Here is an 18,902-nt window from a genome sequence, read left to right on the forward strand (position 1 = left end):
GCTACGCCGCCAGCCAGCCGCCATCGACCGGCAGCACGATGCCGGTCGTGAACGACGCCTCGTCGCTGGCGAGGAACAGCGCGGCGGCCGCGACCTCGTCTGCCGCGCCAAAGCGCTTCATGGCGTGGCGCTGGCGCGAGGCCTCGCGCACCGGCTCGGGATCGGCGTGGCGCGCAAAGCTCCGGCGCAGCAGCGGCGTGTCGATCGCGCCCGGCGCCAGCGCATTGACGCGGATGCCATCGGCGGCGAAGTCGACCGCCATGGTGCGGGTCAGGCTGATGATCGCGCCCTTGGCGGCGATATAGGCGCTGTTGCCTTTGCCGCCGGCGACCGCAAGCTGCGACGCCACGGTGATGATCGATCCGGCCTTCTGCTTCTGCATGATCGGCACCGCGACCTTGGCCCACAGCCAGGTGCCGCCGACATTGGCGCGGAACACCGCGTCCCAATCCATAGGATCGGTCGTGACCACGGTGCCGCCGCAGGAGAAGCCGGCCGCGGTCATCAGCACATCCAGCCGGCCGCGCGCGGCTGCCACGCTCTCGACCGTCGCCTTTGCAAAATCCGCTTCGCCGACATCGCCGACATACACGCGGCCCTGGCCTCCGGCCTTGGCCAGGAGCAACAGGGTTTCCTCCGCGCCTGCCGCGTCGCGGTCGACCAGCGCAACATAAGCGCCCTCGCGCGCGAACATGACGGCGCTGGCGCGGCCGATGCCGGAGCCGCCGCCGGTGATGACCGCGACCTTCGCCTTGAGCCTCATCTCAATCTCTCCCGTGCTGATCGAACCAGCGGCCGAAATGCTCCGCCGACGCCGCGCAGTCGAAGCGCGCGCGCCAGCCGAACTCCTCGGCCAGTCGCGTCGTCGACAGCCGGCCGCGGTTCGGAGCAAACACCGGCACCGTCGGCGCCTCGCCCTGCTCCGCGAGCCGGCAGACGAAACCGGAGCGGCCTTGCGCGAAGGCGCGGCCCCAGGCCTCGGCGGTAAACATGGCTGTGCTGGAGATGTTGTAGAGCCTGTGCTGCGGCCTCTCGGCTTCCAGCAACCGGCAGACGGCGTCGGCGACGTCGACCGCATAGACCCAGTCCTTGTCGCCCGGCTCGTTCAGCAGCGCCGGCGCATTGCGCGCGCAACAGGCCGCGATCAGCGCCTGCGGCGATGGCGTGTCGCGCACGCCGCCGGCGCGCTCGAAAGGGCCGAAGACCGCCGACAGGCGCACGCTGATCACGTCGGTTTGCCACAGATCCGACAGCCGCGCGGCGACGCGCTCGGAGGCGAACTTGGTGATCGCATAGAGCGATACCGGCTCGCACGGCATGGTCTCCTCCAGCACGGCAAAGCGCTGACCGCTGTCGCCATAGGACGCCGCCGAGGACAGGTTGATGACGCGGCGGATGCCGCTGCCGCGCGCCGCCTGCAGGATCGGCACCTGCGCAAGCAGATTGACCGCGAGGATGCGCTCCGGGTCAGCCGCATCGCGCTCGGGCCCGGCAGTGATCGCGGCGCCGAGCACGACGGCATCGCAGCCGCTGGCGACGGCGGCCGCGACGGCGCTCGCATCGGTGACGTCGCCCTGCACCAGGTGCAGACGCTCGCGATACGGCGCGAGGGCGCGCTGCGCTGCCGCCGGCAAACCTGCTGCGTCAAAGATCGTCGCGGCATGGCCGCGCTCCAGCAGGCCTTGCGCAATGTTGAGCCCGACGAAGCCGGCGCCGCCGAAGATCAGGACATGCATCAAAGAGTTCCTCGCGTGGACAGCGATCGACGAAGGGCGTTCAGCTCTCTCCCCACGTCATGGCCTAGCGCCGTCCCGGCCATCCACGTCCGGCGGCATCCCGGGAAGCACGTGGATGCCCGGGGCGAGCCCGGGGCATGACGGCGAAGAGCGGAGCGACCGCGTCGACATGATCAGCTACTCCAACAGCTCTTCGCGCCTAGAGCAGCTTCGCCCCAAAATTCTGCTCCGGGTCCATATCCGCGACCAGGCGCCCCGTCGGCTTCGCAGCCTCGCCACCGCTGCGGGCGAGGAACTGGCCGGAGCCGGGCTGGGCCGACAGTCTGCCGCCGTCAACGATGACGCGGCCGCGCGACAGCACGCTCACCGGCCATCCATGCACGCTGCGCCCCGCAAATGGCGTGTAGCCGGCGAGGTCGTGCATGGCGCCATCGCTGATCGTGACGTGCTTGTCCGGATCCCACAGCGCGATATCGGCATCGGCGCCGATCGCGATCGCGCCCTTTCTCGGATGCAGATTGTAGATCCTGGCCGGCGCCGTCGCTGTCAGCTCGACGAACTTGTTGAGGCCCAGCCGCCCCTTCGACACCATCGCGTCGAACAAGAGCGGCAGCCGCAGCTCCAGGCCCGGCAGGCCGTTGGCGATCTGCTTGAAGTTGGGGTTGGGGCCGGCGCGCAGCTTGCCGGTCTCGTCGAACCGATACGGCGCGTGATCGGAAGAGATCGTCTGCAGGTCGCCGAGCGACAGCGCCTGCCACAGCGCCTCCTGATCGGGCGCGCGGCGCGGGGGCGGACTGCACATCCACTTCGCACCCTCGATGCCGGGCTTGTCGAGATCATCAGCCGTCATGAACAGATATTGCGGGCACGTCTCAGCAAACACCTTCAGCCCCTGCCCGCGCGCATCCCGGATCACCTTGGCGCCTTCCGCGGTCGAGACGTGGAAGATCATGATCGGCTGATCGACGAGGGCGGCCATGCCGATCAGCCGGTTGAACGCTTCGGCCTCGGAGAAGCGGGCGTGGCTGATGGCGTGATATTTCGGCGCGGTGTAGCCGCGCGACAGCAGCCGCTTCACCATCCAGGAGATGATGCCATGGTTCTCGGCGTGCGCGCACAGCATGGCGCCGCCTTCGCGCGCGGCGACGAGAATGTCGAGCAGCGGCTCGTCGTCGATCTTGAGCCGGTCGTACGTCATGAAGATCTTGATCGAGCCGTGGCCCTGGCGGATCAGCGCCGGCAGATCGCGCTCCAGCGTCTCCCTGGTCGGATCGGCGACGATCATGTGGAACGCGTAGTCGATCACGGCCCCCTTGCGCGCCAGCGCGTGATAGTCCTCGACCACCTGCGGCAACTGCATGCCGACATGCTGGGCCGCGAAGGAGATCACGGACGTGGTGCCACCGAAGGCGGCCGACGTGGTGGCGCTCTCGAACGTGTCGGCATTGACGATCCCTGCCGCCGAGAGCTGCTCGATATGGCAATGGCTGTCGACGCCGCCGGGCAGCACATACTTGCCGCGCGCATCGATCTCGCGCTTGGCCGGGCCGAGCCCGCGGCCGATCGCCGCGATGGTTTCGCCTGATATCGCGACGTCGGCCTCGAACGTGTCGGTGGTGGTGGCGACGCGCCCTCCCCGGATGATCAGGTCATAGGCCGGCTCGGTCATCGCGATCTCCTAGTTCTGCCAGATGGAACGCCGTGGACGCGAGACGACCGCATCGGCCCCATTGCGTCAGCCATGGCATAGTGGTTGCCTGTCACGCGCCGTCAACACTGAAGAAGCAGGTAGCTCCCATGTCCCGCCCGCGCATCACCGTGATCAATCCGAACTCCAACCAGGTGGTCACCGACGGTCTCACCGCTGCGCTGCAGCCGCTGATGTTTGCGGAGGGACCGGAGATCATCTGCGAGACTTTGAAGGAAGGTCCCTACGGCATCGAGAGCCAGAAGGACGCCGACAGCGTCACCTTGCCGCTGCGGCGCTTCGTCGAGAGCGACAATGCATCGAGCGCCTTCGTGATTGCCTGCTACAGCGACCCCGGCCTGCATGTCTGCCGCGAAGCGACGACACGCCCGGTGCTCGGCATCGCCGAATGCGGCGTGCTGACTGCGCTCACTCGCGCCGACACGTTCGGGGTGCTCGCGATCGCGCAGCGCTCGATCCGTCGCCACCTCCGCTATCTCCGCCAGATGGGACTGATGGACCGGCTCGCCGCGGAGCGGCCGCTCGACATGACCGTGGCCGAGACGGCGTCGGGCGAAGGCACCCTGGCGAAGATGATCGCCGTCGGCCGGGCCCTGAAGGACGAGGACGGTGCCGCCGCGATCGTCATGGGCTGCGCCGGCATGGCGCGGCACCGGAAGAATCTGGAGGATGCGCTGGGCATTCCCGTGATCGATCCGACCCAGGCCGCGGTGACCATGGCGCTGGGCGCGGTGGCGTTTGCGCGGTGAGTGGAGTGTTCAGTATTCCTCGGGGGGGGGGACGCAACGCTCGGGTCTGCCCGACTGGCTGCGTCGCCCTCCGCTGTCGTCCCCGCCTTAAGCCGGGACCCATAACCACCGGCCACCATGTGGCAGGCAACTGCCAATTCCGCTCATCGATAGCTTCCGCGGTATGGGTCACGGCGTTCGCCGGGACGACGCCGTTTCGGTAGCGCCGCTCGTGCCTGACAACGCGCGCGCCAGCAGCCTAGTCCGTCCCAATCTGCCGCCTCACTCCGGCGGCACCGCGCCCGTGCGGCTGGTGATCAGTCCGTAATGCTCGATCCGGCGATGCCGCGCGAAGTCGAAGATCGTCTGCTTGCCGAACCGCGTCGCATCGAGATCGCATGGCGCCACCAGCACCTCGTCGCCCTCGGTCTTGGCCTCGGCGACGATCTCGCCATCTGGATTGACGATCAGGCTGCCGCCGATCAGCGGATGGCCGTCCTCGACGCCGGCCTTGGCCACCGCCACCACCCAGCACGAGTTCTGATAGGCGCCGGCCTGCGCTGACAGGCGATTGTGGAACAGCCGCTGCTGCAGTCCTTCCGCGCTCTTCAACGAGTTCACCGACGGCGTGTTGTAGCCGATCAGCACCATCTCGACATCCTGCAGCCCCATCACGCGATAGGTCTCCGGCCAGCGGCGGTCGTTACAGATCGCCATGCCGATGATGCCGCCGAGATTGCGCCACACCGGAAAGCCGAGATCGCCCGGCTCGAAATAGCGCTTCTCCAGATGCTGGTGGCTGCGCGCGGGCTCGAACTCCTCGTGGCCGGGCAGATGCACCTTGCGGTACTTGCCGACGATGGTGCTGCTGCGATCCGTGAGGATGGCGGTGTTGTAGTGGTGCCCATCCGGCGTCAGCTCGGCATAGCCGAGATACATCGCCATACCATGCTGCGCAGCGCGATCGAACAGCGGCTGCACGGCGGCGTTCGGCATCATCAGCTCGAACCAGCTATCGACCTCCACCTGATTCTCCATGTACCAGCGCGGAAAGAACGTCGTCAGCGCCAGCTCTGGATAGACGATGAGATCGGCCCCCCGGCGCTTGGCCTCGTCCAGCAGTGCGATCATGCGCGCCACCACCGCCTCGCGGCTGTCGGCGCGCTGAATCGGCCCCATCTGGGCGGCGGCAACGTTGATCACGCGCATGGTTGGTCTCCTATTCTAACTCTGGCGTCACCCCGGCCGATACAGCACGGGCCGCGTCCGCGAGAACGATGGGCGGCCGCGCTTGAGGCCCCATAGCGGCTGCGCCAGGGTCGCCACCGTCTCGGTCGGCGTCGACGCATCGATGCAGACCAGATCGGCCGGCGCGCCGACCCTGATGCCATAGTCGGCGAGACGCATCAGCTTCGCCGCATCATGCGTCACCATGTCGAGGCAGCCGGCCAGATGATCGGGACGCGAGACGTGACAGACATTGGCATAGAGATTGGCCATGCGGATCAGCGAGCCGTCGCCATAGGGCGTGAACGGGTTGAGCACGTTGTTGGTCGAAAGCGAGCAGGTCACGCCCGCAGCGCGTAGCGGCTCCAGGGGGACCACGCCGCGTGGGATAGCATGATCCTGCCGGCGACCCATCAGATGCAGGTCGGTCGAGGGCAGCACGGTGACGGCGACCCCGGCATTGGCCAATTGCGCAGCGATGGCTTTGAAGCGCTGCGGCGGCAGCAGCGACAGCTGCGTGACGTGACCGACGGCGACGCGGCCGCCCCAGCCATATTCCTCGGTCTTGCGGCAGACATATTCGATCTGCATGTGATCGAGCGTCTCGGCGAGATCGAGATGCATGTCGATGTCGACGTCGTGCTCGCGCGCGATCGCGAAGATGCGGTCGATCTGCGCCGGCGGGTCGGTGTCGAAATACGGGGCGGCGCCGATGGTTCGCGCGCCGCGGCGCAGGCCTTCGATCAGCAGCTCCTCGGTGCCGGGATAATTGGTGAGACCTTCCTGCGGAAATACGCAGATCTCGAGATCGAGCGCCCAGGCATAGTCCTTTGCGAGCCGCCGGATCGCCTCGAAACCGATGAAGCCGATGCCGGGATCGAGCTCGACATGGGTGCGCATGCGCATCGTGCCATGGCTGACGCAGCGCTCCACCGTCTGCTTCGCTCGCGCGTAGACATCATCAGCGGTGAAGTTGCGCTTCGCGGCCGCGGTCTCGCGCACCGCCTCGGCGACTGTCCCGTCGCGGATGGTGCAGCGGTCGAGGATGCAAGTCTTGTCGAGATGGATGTGCGTCTCGATGAAGCCGGGAACGACGAGGCAATTCTCCGCGTCGCGCTCCGCGCCGTCGGCTGGCAGCGACGGCGCGATCGCAGCGATGACACCATCGGAAATTCCGATATCGGCGCGGCGCAGTTCGCCCTGCTGCGCCAGCACCGCGTTGCGAATGATCAGGTCCATGCTGCCGCCAGGGATTCCATACGCGCGCCAAGCTGGCGGCCCGGCCGCGAAAAGGCAAGCACCATGCCAAGGCCCGTCCGCCGCAACGCGCGGCCAGCGGTCGACACCATTCGTTTACAAATAGACGGCCGCCGGGAACCACTTGTTTGCCGGGGAAAAACTGCTATATTGATGCATGGAAAACGTGAACTCGTTCTGCTCAGGCCCGTCGTCAAGGCGGGCCGTTGCCGTTTTGGGGGTAGCTGTCCGATGACTCGCTCCAACCGTACGGATCACATTCGCCTGACCTCGCACCCGGTGCCAGGCGCCAAGCACAATTTCCCGCTCCACTGGGGCGCCGAGAGCGCGCGCGAGCGCGGCCCGATCATCGGCACGGTGTCGCGTCCGCAGGACCGCAACGTGATCGGCAGCCATGGCGGCTCCTACACGGTCTACCGCGCGCTCGCGGTATCATCTGGTGCGCTCGATCCGATCCGCCGTCCGGATCTCACCAACACCCATCCCGCCGCTACCATCGGCCCGTTCGCGCAGTGGCGCGATCCGGCGAAGATCGTCGCGCTCGATCCCTGGGGCCATCTGGTCGCCGAGAATTTCGGCGGCGAGATCGCGGAAGGAATCGATATCCGGCCGACGATCGCCGTGACCAAGGCGCGCATCGAGCTGCCGGAGTTGCATGCGGCGCTCGCGGCCAAGCGCCTCGTTCATGACGGCGACGTCGTGCATGCCAATGGCAGCGTCTCCGTGGTGAAGATCGCGATCGACCCGGTGTGGTACCTGCCCGGCGTGGCCGCGCGCTTCGGCACCAGCGAGACCAATCTGCGCCGCGGCCTGTTCGAGCAGACCGGCGGCATGTATCCGGAGCTGGTGACCCGACCCGACCTGCAGGTGTTCCTGCCGCCGATCGGCGGCACCACGGTCTATCTGTTCGGCGACGTCGACAAGCTCAATGACAGCCGGACGAAGATCACATGTCGCGTGCATGACGAGTGCAACGGCTCCGACGTGTTCGGCTCCGACATCTGCACCTGCCGCCCCTATCTGATCCATGGCATCGAGGAATGTGTCGCGGCCGGGCAGAACGGCGGCCTCGGCATCATCGTCTACAACCGCAAGGAGGGCCGCGCCCTCGGCGAGGTGACGAAGTTCCTGGTCTACAATGCGCGCAAGCGCCAGGAGGACGGCGACGCCGCCGCCGCCTATTTCGAGCGCACCGAATGCGTCGCCGGCGTGCAGGATGCGCGCTTCCAGCAGTTGATGCCCGACGTCATCCACTGGCTCGGCATCAAACGCATCGACCGCTTCATCTCGATGAGCGACATGAAGCATGACGCGCTGGTGGGCCAAGGCGTCGATATCGTCGAGCGCGTGCCGATCCCGGACGAGCTGATTCCGGCGGATGCCCATGTCGAGATCGCGGCGAAGAAGGCGGCCGGCTATTTCTCGCTGGAGCCGCAGAAGCCCGAGGCGCTCGGCGACACCGTCGGCCGGCCGCTCGAGAAATACTGAGCGAAGCCTGAGATCATGGACGACGTCTCCTATCTCCTCTCGGCCCGCGCAGTGCGCGAGCGCGCGCATCAGATGCTGGCGCTCGGCCTTGCCGACAAGCTGCCGCATTTTCGGGTCGAGATCGGCAAGCTCGATGCGATCGCCGACCTCGTGCTGGACGTCACCAGCAAGGCCTATCCCGATGGCGAGGTGCCGTTCCACTCGCGCTGGCGGCATTTCGTGGTCGGCGGTGTCGATCGCTGGGCCGCGATTGCCGACAAAGTGAATTGGCCGAATGCGGCTTCACGGGCGCGCGCCGAGTTCGATCTCGCCATCACCAGCGTGCTGCTCGACGCGGGCGCCGGCGCGGCGTGGCGTTACCATGATGTCATAGGCGACACGCGTATCGGCCGCTCCGAGGGACTGGCGCTGGCCAGCCTCGACATGTTCGCAAGCGGCGCGTTTTCGGCCGACGCGAGCGATCCGCTGCGGGCCGATGCAGCGAAGCTGAAGCAGCTCACCGTCGGCGATCTCGAACGCGGCTTTCAGGTCGGTGCCGACAATCCACTGGTCGGGCTCGAAGGCCGGGTCGAATTGCTGCGAAGGCTGGGCGCCGTCGTCAATCCCCATTCCGATCGGAGCATCTTCCCAAATCGTGATACGCCAAGACCTGGCGGCTTGTTCGATGACCTCGCCGCGCGTGCTGAGGACGGCCGCATTCAGGCGGACGCGATCCTGCAATCGGTGTTGCGTCAGTTCGGCCGGATCTGGCCCTCGCGCATCCTGCTGAACGGCACCAGTCTCGGGGACTGCTGGCGTCATCCGTCACTGCCGACTGACGATGGCCTCAGCAACCTCGTCCCGCTGCACAAGCTGTCGCAATGGCTGAGCTATTCGCTGATCGAACCGCTGCAGCGCGCGGGCCTGGTGGTCGAGAACATCGACGGCCTCACTGGCCTTGCCGAGTACCGCAATGGCGGTCTGTTCGTCGATGGCGGCGTGCTGCTGCTGCGCGACCCTGCCGATGCCGCGCGCGCCCATGCAGTCGACTCGCCGCTGGTGGTGGAATGGCGCGCGTTGACCGTCGCCCTGCTCGACCGTCTGGCCTTGCTGATCCGTCAGCGCACCGGCCAGACCGCGGAGCAGCTGCCGCTGGCGCGAATCCTCGAAGGCGGCAGCTGGGGCGCCGGCCGCAAGCTCGCCTTCGCTCGCCGCCCGGACGGCTCGCCGCCGCTGACCATCATCAGCGACGGCACGGTGTTTTAAGGGGGGTTTGAGGCTAAACTCATCGATCTTGCGCCTCCGTCATTGCGAGCGAAGCGACTTGTCCGCCATAGCCCGAAGGGCGACGGCGGAAGCAATCCAGGGCCAGGAAGGAAGTCTGGATTGCTTCGTCGTTCCGCTCCTCGCAATGACGAAACTGATCAGTAGCGCGTAGGGTGGGCAAAGCGCAGCGTGCCCACCATTCCAAGCTGAGCTAATATCAGGTGGGCACGGCGCTTCGCGCCTTCGCCCACCCTACGCTTCGGAGATGAAAGCCATGGAAGGCGTCACGGTCGTCGATCATCCCCTGGTGCAGCACAAGCTGACCTTGATCCGCGACAAGTCGATCTCGACCAAGTCGTTTCGCGAGCTGCTCAAGGAGATCGGCATGCTCCTGTGCTACGAGGTCACGCGCGACCTGCCGCTCACGGAGGTCGAAATCGAGACGCCCCTGGCGCGGATGCAGTCGGCCAAGATCGCCGGCAAGAAGCTGGTGTTCGTGCCCGTGCTGCGCGCCGGCGTCACCTTCGTCGACGGCATGCTCGACCTGGTGCCGACCGCGCGCGTTGCCCATATCGGCCTCTACCGCGAGCCGCAGACCTTCACCGCCGTCGAGTACTTCTTCAAGGCGCCGTCCGACCTGCAGGAGCGCCTGGCCGTCGTGGTGACGCCGGTGCTGGCGACCGGCAACAGCGCCGTCGCCGCGGTCGACCGGCTCAAGGAGCGCGGCGCCAAGGACATCCGCATGGTCTGCATGATCGCCGCCCCCGAAGGCGTCGAACGCGTGCGCGGCCTGCATCCTGATGTTGCGCTGTGGACCGCCGCGATCGACGAGGGCCTCGACGACGACGCCTTCATCGTGCCGGGTCTGGGCGATGCCGGCGACCGCGCCTACGGCACGAGGTAGCAGCGGTCAGCCGGCGAACGCGGCCTGCGCCTCCGGCAGCGCCCAGATCCTCTCGATCGCAGCAGTACCTGCGGCCATGATGGCCGCCTCGTTGCCGTGGAGATAGCGACCGTCGTGGATCAGCAGCCGGCCGTCGACCATCACCTGGCCGATGTTGGCGCGGTTGGCGAGGGCGATCAGGCCGCGGCGGGGATCGTGCAGCGGCTGGAGATGCGGATGGGTCATGTCGACGACGGTGAGATCGGCGGTCGCACCCTGTGCTATTGCGCCCAGATCAGGCCGCTTGATCATCGCGGCGGCGGTCGCCGTGACCGCGTCGATCAGTTCCGGCGCGCTCGCGGTCTCGGCGCTTCCCAGCGCGATCTTCGAGATCATCGACGCCGCGTTGAGCTCGCCGAGCAGGTCCATGTTGTAGCCGTCGGTGCCGACCGCCGTGCGTACGCCATGCGCGGCGAAGCGGCCGAAGGCGGCGGTGACGCCGGCGCGTGCGAACACGCGCGGGCAGTTCAGCACGCCGGCACCACGCGTCGCCATCAGCGCAAGGTCCGCATCGGTTGAGGCGTGGCAATGCGCGGCCAGCAGATCTGGACCAAGCAGGCCGAGCCAATCGAGATACTCGGCCGGGGTGCGGCCGTCATAGCGCTGCGCGATGGTCGCGACCTCGCCTGCGCTCTGCGCCATGTGCGTCGTGATGGGAATGTCGAGCTCGCGCGCCCGGCTCGCAGCCGCGCGCAACAGATCCGGTCCGCACGTATCGGTCGCGTGCGGGCTCATCGCGAGACGAATGCGGCCGTCGCCCTGGCCGTGCCAGCGCTGATACAGCGCATTCCAGATCGCCATGTCGGCTTCGCCGTCATTGCCCGCGTAAGTCACGACGCCGGAGGCATCCGCCTTGGCATCTGATGTCGAGAACAGATAGGGCGCCCCGTAGAAGCGCAGGCCCATCTCGAGAGCCGCATCGAACAGCTCCGGGATCGTGTTGCGGAACGGCTCCATGACCGTGGTGGCGCCGCCCTTCAGGAGCTGCAGCACCCCCATGCGGCCGATCGCCAGCCGCTCCTCCACCGAAAGGATCTCGGCCCCGCGCTTGGACAGCGGCAGCAGCACCGTGTAGACGATGCTCTTGTTGTTGCGCCGGCCGTTGCCGTCCTCGGTGAGCGTGCGTGCGATCGCCTCGCTGAAGATGTGGTTGTGCAGGTTCAACAGGCCCGGCAGCACGAAGCGGCCCGGACGATCGAACACCTCGTCCGCCGCCGGCCGATCGCGCGTCACGGCCGCGATGCGCCTGCCCTCGACCAGCACCCAGTGATCACGCAGCACATCCTGGACGCCGTCCTTGCGCGTCAACACGTAGCTGCCGAAGATCGCGGTCGTGCTCATGCGTCCTTCGCTTCCGTCGCCTCATGACGCTGATAGTTCGCCGCGATCTCGGCCCCGGTCGTGATCCACACGTCCCGGCACGACCTCGCGTAGGTCAGGAACTCGCGCAACAGGCGGAAACGCATCGGCCGTCCCGAGACCTGCGGATGCAGCACGGTCGTCACCATCGCGCCCCAGTCGCGGACTTCGTCCAGCTCGTCCTTCCACATCGACAGCACATGCTCTTTCGGAAAGATCGAGCGCGGCGAGAACCGCGCCGACAGGCCGTGCATCCAGTCGTCATAGCTCGCGGTCACCGGGATCTCGATCGTGCCGGGCTTGCCGTCCGCGAGGCGATGGCGATACGGCCTGACGTCGTCGCGGAACGACGAGGTGTAGATGATGCCCTGCCGCACCAGCGCTGTCAGCAGCTCCTCGCAGAACTCGCCGAACGGCGCGCGGTAGCCGATCGGACGGACGCCGAGCCGGCGCTGGATCGCCTCGAAGCCGCGCTCGATTTCCTCGATGATGAAGGGATCGCCGGGATCGGGCAACAGATGGTGATAGCCGTGATGGCCGATCTCGTGCCCGGCCTTCAGCACGGCTTCCGCCATCGCCGGATGCGCGTCGACCGACCAGCCCGTGATGAAGAACGTCGCCTTGAGATCGAGCTCGGCGAGCAGCTCGAGCAGCTTCGGCGTGCCGACGCGCGCCTCATAGCCGCCAAAGCTCATCGTCACCAGACGCGCGGCATGCGCCGGATCCTTCGAGGTCCAGGCGCTCTCGGCGTCGATATCGAACGACAGGAACATGGCCGCGCGATACGGCGCAGGCCATGGATAGTCCGGCGCCGGCGGCGCGGTGTTGGCGGGAATGAGCGGAATGCCTGCGAGCGCCTTACTGTCCAGCATTGATCAGCACCTTCTCGATTCCATTGTCGCTGAGCTTCCACTTGGCCAGCAGCGCCTTGTAGCTGCCGTCGGCGATCAGGCCCTCCAGCGCGTCGCGCAAGGCCTCGCGCAGCTCCTCCGCCTTCACCGGCGTCGCCAGCCCCGTATACTGGTAGGCGATCGGCGCGCCGACCGGCACATAGGTGTTCGGCTCGAGATCCATGATGTAGGGCAAGGTCTCGTTGCCCTGCACGGCGGCGTCAATGCGGCCCTGCTTGAGCTGTGTCCGCGCATCGGCCGAGCCTTCCGTGCCGACGAACTGAATCGGGCTCGCGCCGCAGTTCTTCTCGCTCCAGGCAGCGATGTCCTTGGGGAACATCGTTCGCCTGGAGGCGCCGACCTTCTTGCCGCACAGCGCCGTCGGCTCCTTGAACTCGTTGGCGCGCGAAGCCTGGACGAAGAAGCGCGGACCACTGCGCAGATAGTCGAGGAAGGTCGCGGTGTCCTGCCGGCTCTTGTAGTCGGTCATGCCGGTCAGGATGATGTCGAAGCGTTGCGTGGCGAGGCCCGGCATCAACTGGTCGAAGCTGGTCTCCTGCCACACCGCCTTGACGCCGAGCTTCTTGGCCAAGGCCTCGCCGAGCTCGACATCGAAACCGGTCAGGGTCGCGGTGGCCGGATCCTTGAACTCCATCGGCGGATAGTTCGGCACCACCGCGACGCGCAGGCCGCTCTGCTTGATCTCGGCCGGCAGCTCTGCGGCGAGAGCCGCGCCCGCCACGGCCGCGCTCATGAACCCAGCCAACATGATCGACTTCAAACCCATCACCTCACCCCACTTCAGCTGCCAGGAATGCCTTTGTTCTCGCCTCGCGCGGCGCGCGCAGCACCTCACGGGCCGGGCCGCTCTCCACGATCACACCCTGATCCATGTAGACCACCCGGTCGGCGACCTCCCGCGCGAAGCCGAGCTCATGCGTCACCACCAGCATGGTCATGCCCGATGTCGCGAGTTCCTTCATCACGCTGAGCACCTCGCCGACCAGCTCGGGATCGAGCGCCGAGGTCGGCTCATCGAACAGCACCAGCCGCGGCTTCATGGCGAGCGCGCGCGCAATGGCGACGCGCTGCTGCTGGCCGCCCGACAATTGCGATGGATAGGAGCCCGCCTTGTCGGCGAGGCCCACCCGCCGCAGCAGCGCCATGGCCTCGTCCTTTGCTTCGGCCGATCCACGCTTCTGCACCTGCACCGGCCCCTCGATGACGTTCTCCAGCGCCGTCATGTGCGGAAACAAATTGAAGCGCTGGAACACCATGCCGCAGGCGAGGCGCTGCCGCGCGATCTCGCGCTCCGACAGCCGATGCAGCCGGCCATCCTGCTCGCGGAAACCGAGCAGCGCGCCGTCGAGCCAGATGCCGCCGCTGTCGGCCGTGGTCAGCTGGTTGACGCAACGGAGCAAGGTGGTCTTGCCGGAGCCGGATTGCCCGATCATGCAGACCACCTCGCCCTCGAACACATCGAGCGAGACTTGTTTGAGCGCCTGGAATTCGCCGAAGCGCTTGCTGACCTGACGGATGGCGACGAGCGGCGTCATCAGCGTCCCCGCGCGATGCCGCGGGCAAAACGGCGTTCGAGCAGCATCTGCAGCGGCGTCAGGACCGAGACCACGAGCAGATACCAGAGGCCGGCGACGATCAGGAGCTCGATGACGCGCGAATTGGCGTAGTAGATATTCTCGGCCGAGTGCAGCACCTCCGGATACTGGATCACGCTGGCGAGCGAGGTCGCCTTGACCAGGCCGATGAACTCGTTGCCGAGCGGCGGGATCACCACCCGCATCGCCTGCGGCAGGATGATCCGGCGCAGCGCCTGCAGCCGTCCCATGCCGATCGCCTGCGCCGCCTCGTATTGGCCGATGTCGACCGACAGCAGCCCGGCCCGCATCACCTCCGAGGTGTAGGCGCCCTGGTTGATGCCGAGCCCGAGCAGCGCAGCCAGGAACGGCGTCATCACGTCGACGGCGCGCGCGCTCCACAGGCCGGGAATGCCGATGGTCGGAAACACCAGCGCGAGGTTGAACCACAGCAGCAGCTGCAGGATCAGCGGCGTGCCACGAAACAGCCAAGTGTAGCCGGCGGCGACCGACCGCAGCACCGGATTGGGCGACAGCCGCATGATCGCGACGACCACGCCGAGCGCGATGCCCAGCGCCATCGCCGCGACCGCCATGACCATGGTGTTGACGATGCCGCGCAGGATCACCGGCGCGGTCAGGAAACGTTCGACGTAAGACCATTCGATCTGGCCCCTGGCGAAGGCGCGGCCGATCGCCAGCAGGATCACGACAATGACGGTAGCCGTAAGCCAGCGGCCCCAATGCGCCTTGCGCGCGATCCTGTGCGCCGACAGGTCGGGAAAGCCATCGGCCAGCACATCGGCGCGGCTCATTGCGGCGCCGCGTTGAGCATCGGCTCGCGCACCGCATTGGCGCCGAGACCCCATTTGTCGAGAATGACCTTGTAGCTGCCGTCGGCGATCATCGCCTTGAGCTGCTCGGTCACGACTTCGCGAAGCCCCGCATCGTCCTTGCGGAACATGATGCCCTGGTAGCCCAAGGCGATGGGCTCGCCGACGATGCGATACTTGCCGGCCTCCTGCGACTGCGCATAGGGCAAGGTTTCGCTGCCCTGCACGGCGGCCTCGATGCGGCCCTGCTTCAGCTGGTTGCGGACATCGATCGAGTTCTCCCCCGGCACATATTGCGCCGCCGGCTTGCCGGCCGCCTCGCAGACCGCCTTGCTCCATTTCTCGATCTCCTGCGGGAAGCTGGTCGAGCGCGTGGTGCCGATCTTCCTGCCGCACAGATCGGTCGCGACCTTGGCATCGCTCTCCGCCAGCACGAAGAATTGCGGGCCTGTGACCAGATAGTCGACGAAGTCGGCGGTCTCGCGGCGCGAGGTGCGATCGGAGATGCCGGAGATGATGAAGTCGGCGCGCCTGGTCTGCAGCGATGGGATCAGCTCGGCGAACGGCGTCTCGCTCCAGACGATCTTGACGCCAAGCCGCTTCGCCAGCTCGTTGGCCAGGTCGATGTCGAGTCCCTTCAGCTCGGTGGTGGCGGGGTCGTGATATTCCATCGGCGCGTAGGTCGAGTTGACCGTGAGCTTGAGCACGCCAGCCTGCTTGATCTCGGCGGGCAGCTCCGCGGCCCCCGCCGGAGCAAGCGAGGCGAGGATGACGAAACCTGCGAACGACGAACGGCGCATCCTGCGACACTCCCCCATGTGAATGGCTAATCGACCGCGACCGGCTCGACCACGCCGGCGCGCTCGGTGATGACCTTGTACTGATCCGGCCGGCGATGCGCCGCGAAGTTGAACATCTTGTCCTTGCCCTGGCGGCACAGATCGAGGTCGATGTCGGCGACGATGACCTCATCGGCGAGCGTCGTCGCCTTCGCCACGATGCAGCCATTGGGATCGACGATGCAGGAGCCGCCGATCAGCCCGCTGCCGTCCTCGTCGCCCGCCTTTGCGACCGCGATCGCCCAGGTCGCATTCATGTAGGCGTTGGCCTGCGCCACCAACGTCGAATGGAAGGTGCGCAGCGAGGCATCCTCGGTGTTGCCGCCATTCGGATCATAGGCCGCGGAATTGTAGCCGACGCAGACCAGCTCCACGCCCTGCAGCCCGAGCACGCGCCACGATTCCGGCCAGCGCCGGTCGTTGCAGATCATCATCCCCATGATCGCGCCGCCCCATTCGCTGCCGGCGCGCACCGCTGGAAAGCCGAGATCGCCGTAGCCGAAATAGCGCTTCTCCAACTGCTGATACCTGGCGCCCGGCCGCGGCTCGACCGAGCCCGGCAGATGCACCTTGCGATATTTGCTGATGATCTCGCCGTCGGGATCGACCAGGATGGAGCTGTTGAATCGGCGTCCGTCCGGCGTCAGCTCGGCATAGCCGACATAGAAGCCGACACCCAGCGCTCGCGCCCGGTCGAACAGCGCGGCGACGGCCGGGTTTGGCATCGACCGCTCGAAATGGTCGTCGAGCGCCTCGTCTTCGAGGATCCATCGCGGAAAGAACGTCGTGAAGGCGAGCTCGGGGAAAACCACCAGCTTCGCGCCCTGGCTGGCGGCCTGATCCAGCAGCGCAATCATGCGGGACAGCGTGTGCGTCCGGCTGTCGGCGCGCTGGGTCGGTCCCATCTGGGCGGCGGCGGCGCGGAAGATACGGCTCAATAGTGCCTCCGATCTGTGCGCCATGCCGAACGATCAGGCGGAACGCCGCCTGGATGCGCGCACTGGAAGAAGGGATCATTTGGCGAAAGCGGCGCGGGATTTGCAACCTGCCCACACGGCCGCGCGCTATGATATTTTGGCCAAGACCATCACCGGGGCTTATAGGGCGACCATGTCATGAACCTGCGCCAGCTGGAGATCCTGCGGGCCGTCATCCGCCATCACACCACCGTCGCCGCCGCCGAAGAGCTGGCGCTGTCGCAGCCCGCGATCAGCAACGCGCTCAAGGCGATGGAGGCCCAGGCCGGCTTCACCCTGTTCGAGCGCGTCAACAACCGACTGTTTCCGACGCCGGAGGCAATGACGCTCTATGAGGAAAGCGATCCGATCTTCACCTTGCATGCCCGGCTGGAAAACCGCGTGCGTGACCTGCGCGAGCAGAAGACGGGTCATCTGTCGATCGTCGCCACGCCGCCGCTCGCCTACAGCATCATCCCGCCGACCTTGTCAGGCTTCCTGCGGCGCCGGCCGCAGACGCGAATGTTCTTCGACGTGCGCCGCTACGAGGGCATCATCGAGGGCGTGCTCGGCAATGTCGCCGAGCTCGGTTTCGCGCTCGGACTGTCCGACCATCCCGGGATCGCCCATGAGGTCGTGCACACCGGCGAAATGGTCTGCGTGATGCCGGCCCGGCATCCGCTTGCGGACCACGACGTGATTTCAGCGCGGGATCTCGCCGGGTTCCCGCTGATCGGCCTCGAACGCGGCACCCGCCTCGGCGAAGCCGTGCGCGAGAGCTTCCGGCAAGTCGATGCGGACTTCCAGCCGACCGTCGAAGTGCGTTACTGCAACACGGCCTGCGTGCTGGCTTCGACCGGCGTCGGTGTCGCCGTGGTCGATCCGTTCTCGCCGCGTCAGGGCGGGCATGATCTCGTGGTACGGCCGTTCACGCCCTGCACCACGGTGTCGGCCTATGTGCTGTGGTCCGAGGCAAGGCCGCTGTCGAATCTGGCGAAGACGTTTCGAAACGAGGTGCGCAACGCGAGCCGGAGTCTCGCCGGTTGCGTCGACGCGATCGGGGCTCCGAGTCTCGCCGCTTCCGCGGAACGCGGCTGAGCTTGCCGTCCATGATTAAACCGGTGGACGTATCGTTTGCGGCCCATCATCCGAAACGCCTGCCTGCGGCGGGCTTCCCGGGATGATGCTCTGCGTCGCTGTCATCTTGCGGCTGGCGGCGGAGTTGTTGCAGTCGACCATGGCTCGCCCGCCCGCAGTCGCGCCGCCAGCGCCGCCGCGCAGCCGGCGAGCAGCTTCTCGCCCTTTGCAGCAGATGCCTTGCGCGCGTCGCCTGCGACGCCGGAGGCCGTGATGTCGGCGAACGATCTGAACATTTTCAGCGACGGCACCAGCGAGCCCATGATGTCGAAGCTCGGCCCAAAGGCCGCGTCGAGCCTCGCCGCATCGACGAGGCTGGGATGAACCGCCATCATCATCGAGGTCTCGGCTTCGCAGGCATGCATCACGCCCTCCTGATCCTCGAGGACCTCGGCCATCATCTCCCGCCCTTCCATGAAATAGGTCGTCGTCGCGATCGGCGCATTGAGCTCGCGCGTCAATTCGCCGGTGAGAGTGGCCAGCGCCTGGATGTTGCCGCCGTGGCCGTTGACGATCACGATGCGGCGGAAGCCGGCATTCAGGATCGAGCGACACAGGTCCCTGAGCACGGCGTGGTAGGTGGCGAGACCGAGGGTGAAGGTGCCGCCGAACGGAACGTGATGGTCGGCAAGCCCGCACCAGACGGTCGGCGCGACCACGATGGGATAGTCTGGAGCCAGCTCCAGCGCGGTGCGACGGCAGACCTCGCTGCACAGGAAGTCGTCAACGCCCGTCGGCAGATGCGGGCCGTGCTGCTCGGTCGAGGCCACCGGCAACAACACGATCGCGTCGCGCGCCGCGAGCGCGCGAAGCGCTGCGGCGGAAAGTCTGTTCCAGGCGGTTTCTGTCATGATGGCTGCTCGCATGGTCGGAGATGAGGAAGATTGGCTCATACCACCCGACACCGCAACGGCGCATCTTGCGCGCAGGCCGCGACAGCCGTCTCCGTGCACCCCAGCCA

Annotated in this window: 18 protein-coding genes; 5 read left to right on the plus strand and 13 right to left on the minus strand. The window is 66.8% G+C overall.

Translation table 11 applies throughout. The annotated features are described in order from the left end of the window. Position 1 precedes the first annotated feature (1 nt). From QX070_RS18820 to hydA, 3 genes are all read right to left on the minus strand, one after another. Positions 2-763: an SDR family oxidoreductase gene (locus tag QX070_RS18820; RefSeq protein ID WP_315738488.1), complete on the minus strand. Its 762-nt coding sequence runs from the start codon at positions 761-763 to the stop codon at positions 2-4. A 1-nt stretch (position 764) separates the two neighbouring features. Next, a complete protein-coding gene (locus tag QX070_RS18825) occupies positions 765-1,736 on the minus strand; it encodes an NAD(P)-dependent oxidoreductase (protein ID WP_315738489.1) in 972 nt (323 codons plus the stop codon). 199 nt (positions 1,737-1,935) lie between these two features. Beyond that, positions 1,936-3,405: a dihydropyrimidinase gene (hydA, locus tag QX070_RS18830; protein ID WP_315738490.1), complete on the minus strand. Its 1,470-nt coding sequence runs from the start codon at positions 3,403-3,405 to the stop codon at positions 1,936-1,938. Positions 3,406-3,533: 128 nt separating this feature from the next. Here hydA and QX070_RS18835 point away from each other — a divergent pair, with 128 nt between their 5' ends. Continuing rightward, positions 3,534-4,193, plus strand: a complete 660-nt coding sequence (locus QX070_RS18835) for an aspartate/glutamate racemase family protein (protein WP_315738491.1) — start codon at positions 3,534-3,536, stop codon at positions 4,191-4,193. 261 nt (positions 4,194-4,454) lie between these two features. Here QX070_RS18835 and QX070_RS18840 read toward each other — a convergent pair whose 3' ends face one another. Next, positions 4,455-5,381, minus strand: a complete 927-nt coding sequence (locus tag QX070_RS18840) for an N-carbamoyl-D-amino-acid hydrolase (protein ID WP_315738492.1) — start codon at positions 5,379-5,381, stop codon at positions 4,455-4,457. Positions 5,382-5,408: 27 nt separating this feature from the next. After that, positions 5,409-6,638 carry an amidohydrolase family protein gene (locus tag QX070_RS18845; RefSeq protein ID WP_315738493.1) on the minus strand — a complete coding sequence of 410 codons (1,230 nt, stop codon included), beginning with the start codon at positions 6,636-6,638 and terminating at the stop codon, positions 5,409-5,411. A gap of 249 nt (positions 6,639-6,887) precedes the next feature. On the opposite strand from QX070_RS18845, the gene QX070_RS18850 reads away from it, so the two are divergent. The 3 genes from QX070_RS18850 (at position 6,888) to upp (ending at position 10,293) form a co-directional block, all read left to right on the plus strand. Then, a complete protein-coding gene (locus tag QX070_RS18850; RefSeq protein WP_315738494.1) occupies positions 6,888-8,144 on the plus strand; it encodes a GTP cyclohydrolase II in 1,257 nt (418 codons plus the stop codon). Between the two features lie 15 nt (positions 8,145-8,159). Next, positions 8,160-9,389 (plus strand): URC4/urg3 family protein, encoded by a 1,230-nt coding sequence (locus QX070_RS18855; protein WP_315738495.1) that lies wholly within the window; start codon positions 8,160-8,162, stop codon positions 9,387-9,389. Positions 9,390-9,663: 274 nt separating this feature from the next. After that, entirely contained in the window at positions 9,664-10,293 is a 630-nt protein-coding gene (gene upp / locus QX070_RS18860) for a uracil phosphoribosyltransferase (RefSeq protein ID WP_315738496.1), read from the plus strand. 6 nt (positions 10,294-10,299) lie between these two features. On the opposite strand, the gene QX070_RS18865 is transcribed toward upp, so the two are convergent. The 7 genes from QX070_RS18865 to QX070_RS18895 are packed head-to-tail and all read right to left on the minus strand — an operon-like array spanning position 10,300 to position 16,810. Beyond that, on the minus strand, positions 10,300-11,673 hold the full coding sequence (locus tag QX070_RS18865; RefSeq protein ID WP_315738497.1) for an amidohydrolase family protein: 1,374 nt from the start codon (positions 11,671-11,673) through the stop codon (positions 10,300-10,302). Next, on the minus strand, positions 11,670-12,563 hold the full coding sequence (locus QX070_RS18870; protein WP_315738498.1) for a polysaccharide deacetylase: 894 nt from the start codon (positions 12,561-12,563) through the stop codon (positions 11,670-11,672). Before QX070_RS18870 ends, QX070_RS18865 begins: the two co-directional genes overlap by 4 nt. Further along, positions 12,550-13,368, minus strand: coding sequence for an ABC transporter substrate-binding protein (locus QX070_RS18875; protein ID WP_315738499.1), 819 nt, complete (start codon positions 13,366-13,368; stop codon positions 12,550-12,552). Before QX070_RS18875 ends, QX070_RS18870 begins: the two co-directional genes overlap by 14 nt. Before the next feature lie 4 nt (positions 13,369-13,372). Then, positions 13,373-14,140, minus strand: a complete 768-nt coding sequence (locus tag QX070_RS18880) for an amino acid ABC transporter ATP-binding protein (protein WP_315738728.1) — start codon at positions 14,138-14,140, stop codon at positions 13,373-13,375. Next, the gene (locus QX070_RS18885) at positions 14,137-14,991 is read right to left on the minus strand and encodes an amino acid ABC transporter permease (protein WP_315738500.1); all 855 of its coding nucleotides are present in this window, start codon (positions 14,989-14,991) and stop codon (positions 14,137-14,139) included. The genes QX070_RS18880 and QX070_RS18885 overlap by 4 nt, the downstream gene beginning before the upstream one ends. Beyond that, on the minus strand, positions 14,988-15,809 hold the full coding sequence (locus QX070_RS18890; RefSeq protein ID WP_315738501.1) for an ABC transporter substrate-binding protein: 822 nt from the start codon (positions 15,807-15,809) through the stop codon (positions 14,988-14,990). The genes QX070_RS18885 and QX070_RS18890 overlap by 4 nt, the downstream gene beginning before the upstream one ends. A 26-nt stretch (positions 15,810-15,835) precedes the next feature. Continuing rightward, complete coding sequence (locus QX070_RS18895) at positions 15,836-16,810, minus strand: N-carbamoyl-D-amino-acid hydrolase (RefSeq protein ID WP_315738502.1); 975 nt, start codon at positions 16,808-16,810, stop codon at positions 15,836-15,838. A 153-nt stretch (positions 16,811-16,963) separates the two neighbouring features. Here QX070_RS18895 and QX070_RS18900 point away from each other — a divergent pair, with 153 nt between their 5' ends. Beyond that, a complete protein-coding gene (locus tag QX070_RS18900; RefSeq protein ID WP_315738503.1) occupies positions 16,964-17,902 on the plus strand; it encodes a LysR family transcriptional regulator in 939 nt (312 codons plus the stop codon). Positions 17,903-18,003: 101 nt separating this feature from the next. Here the strand turns inward: QX070_RS18900 and QX070_RS18905 are convergent, their stop codons facing one another. Next, positions 18,004-18,792 (minus strand): creatininase family protein, encoded by a 789-nt coding sequence (locus QX070_RS18905; protein ID WP_315738504.1) that lies wholly within the window; start codon positions 18,790-18,792, stop codon positions 18,004-18,006. Positions 18,793-18,902 lie beyond the last annotated feature (110 nt).

The sequence above is a fragment of the Bradyrhizobium sp. SZCCHNR1093 genome (genome assembly GCF_032381175.1).
GTDB lineage: Bacteria > Pseudomonadota > Alphaproteobacteria > Rhizobiales > Xanthobacteraceae > Bradyrhizobium.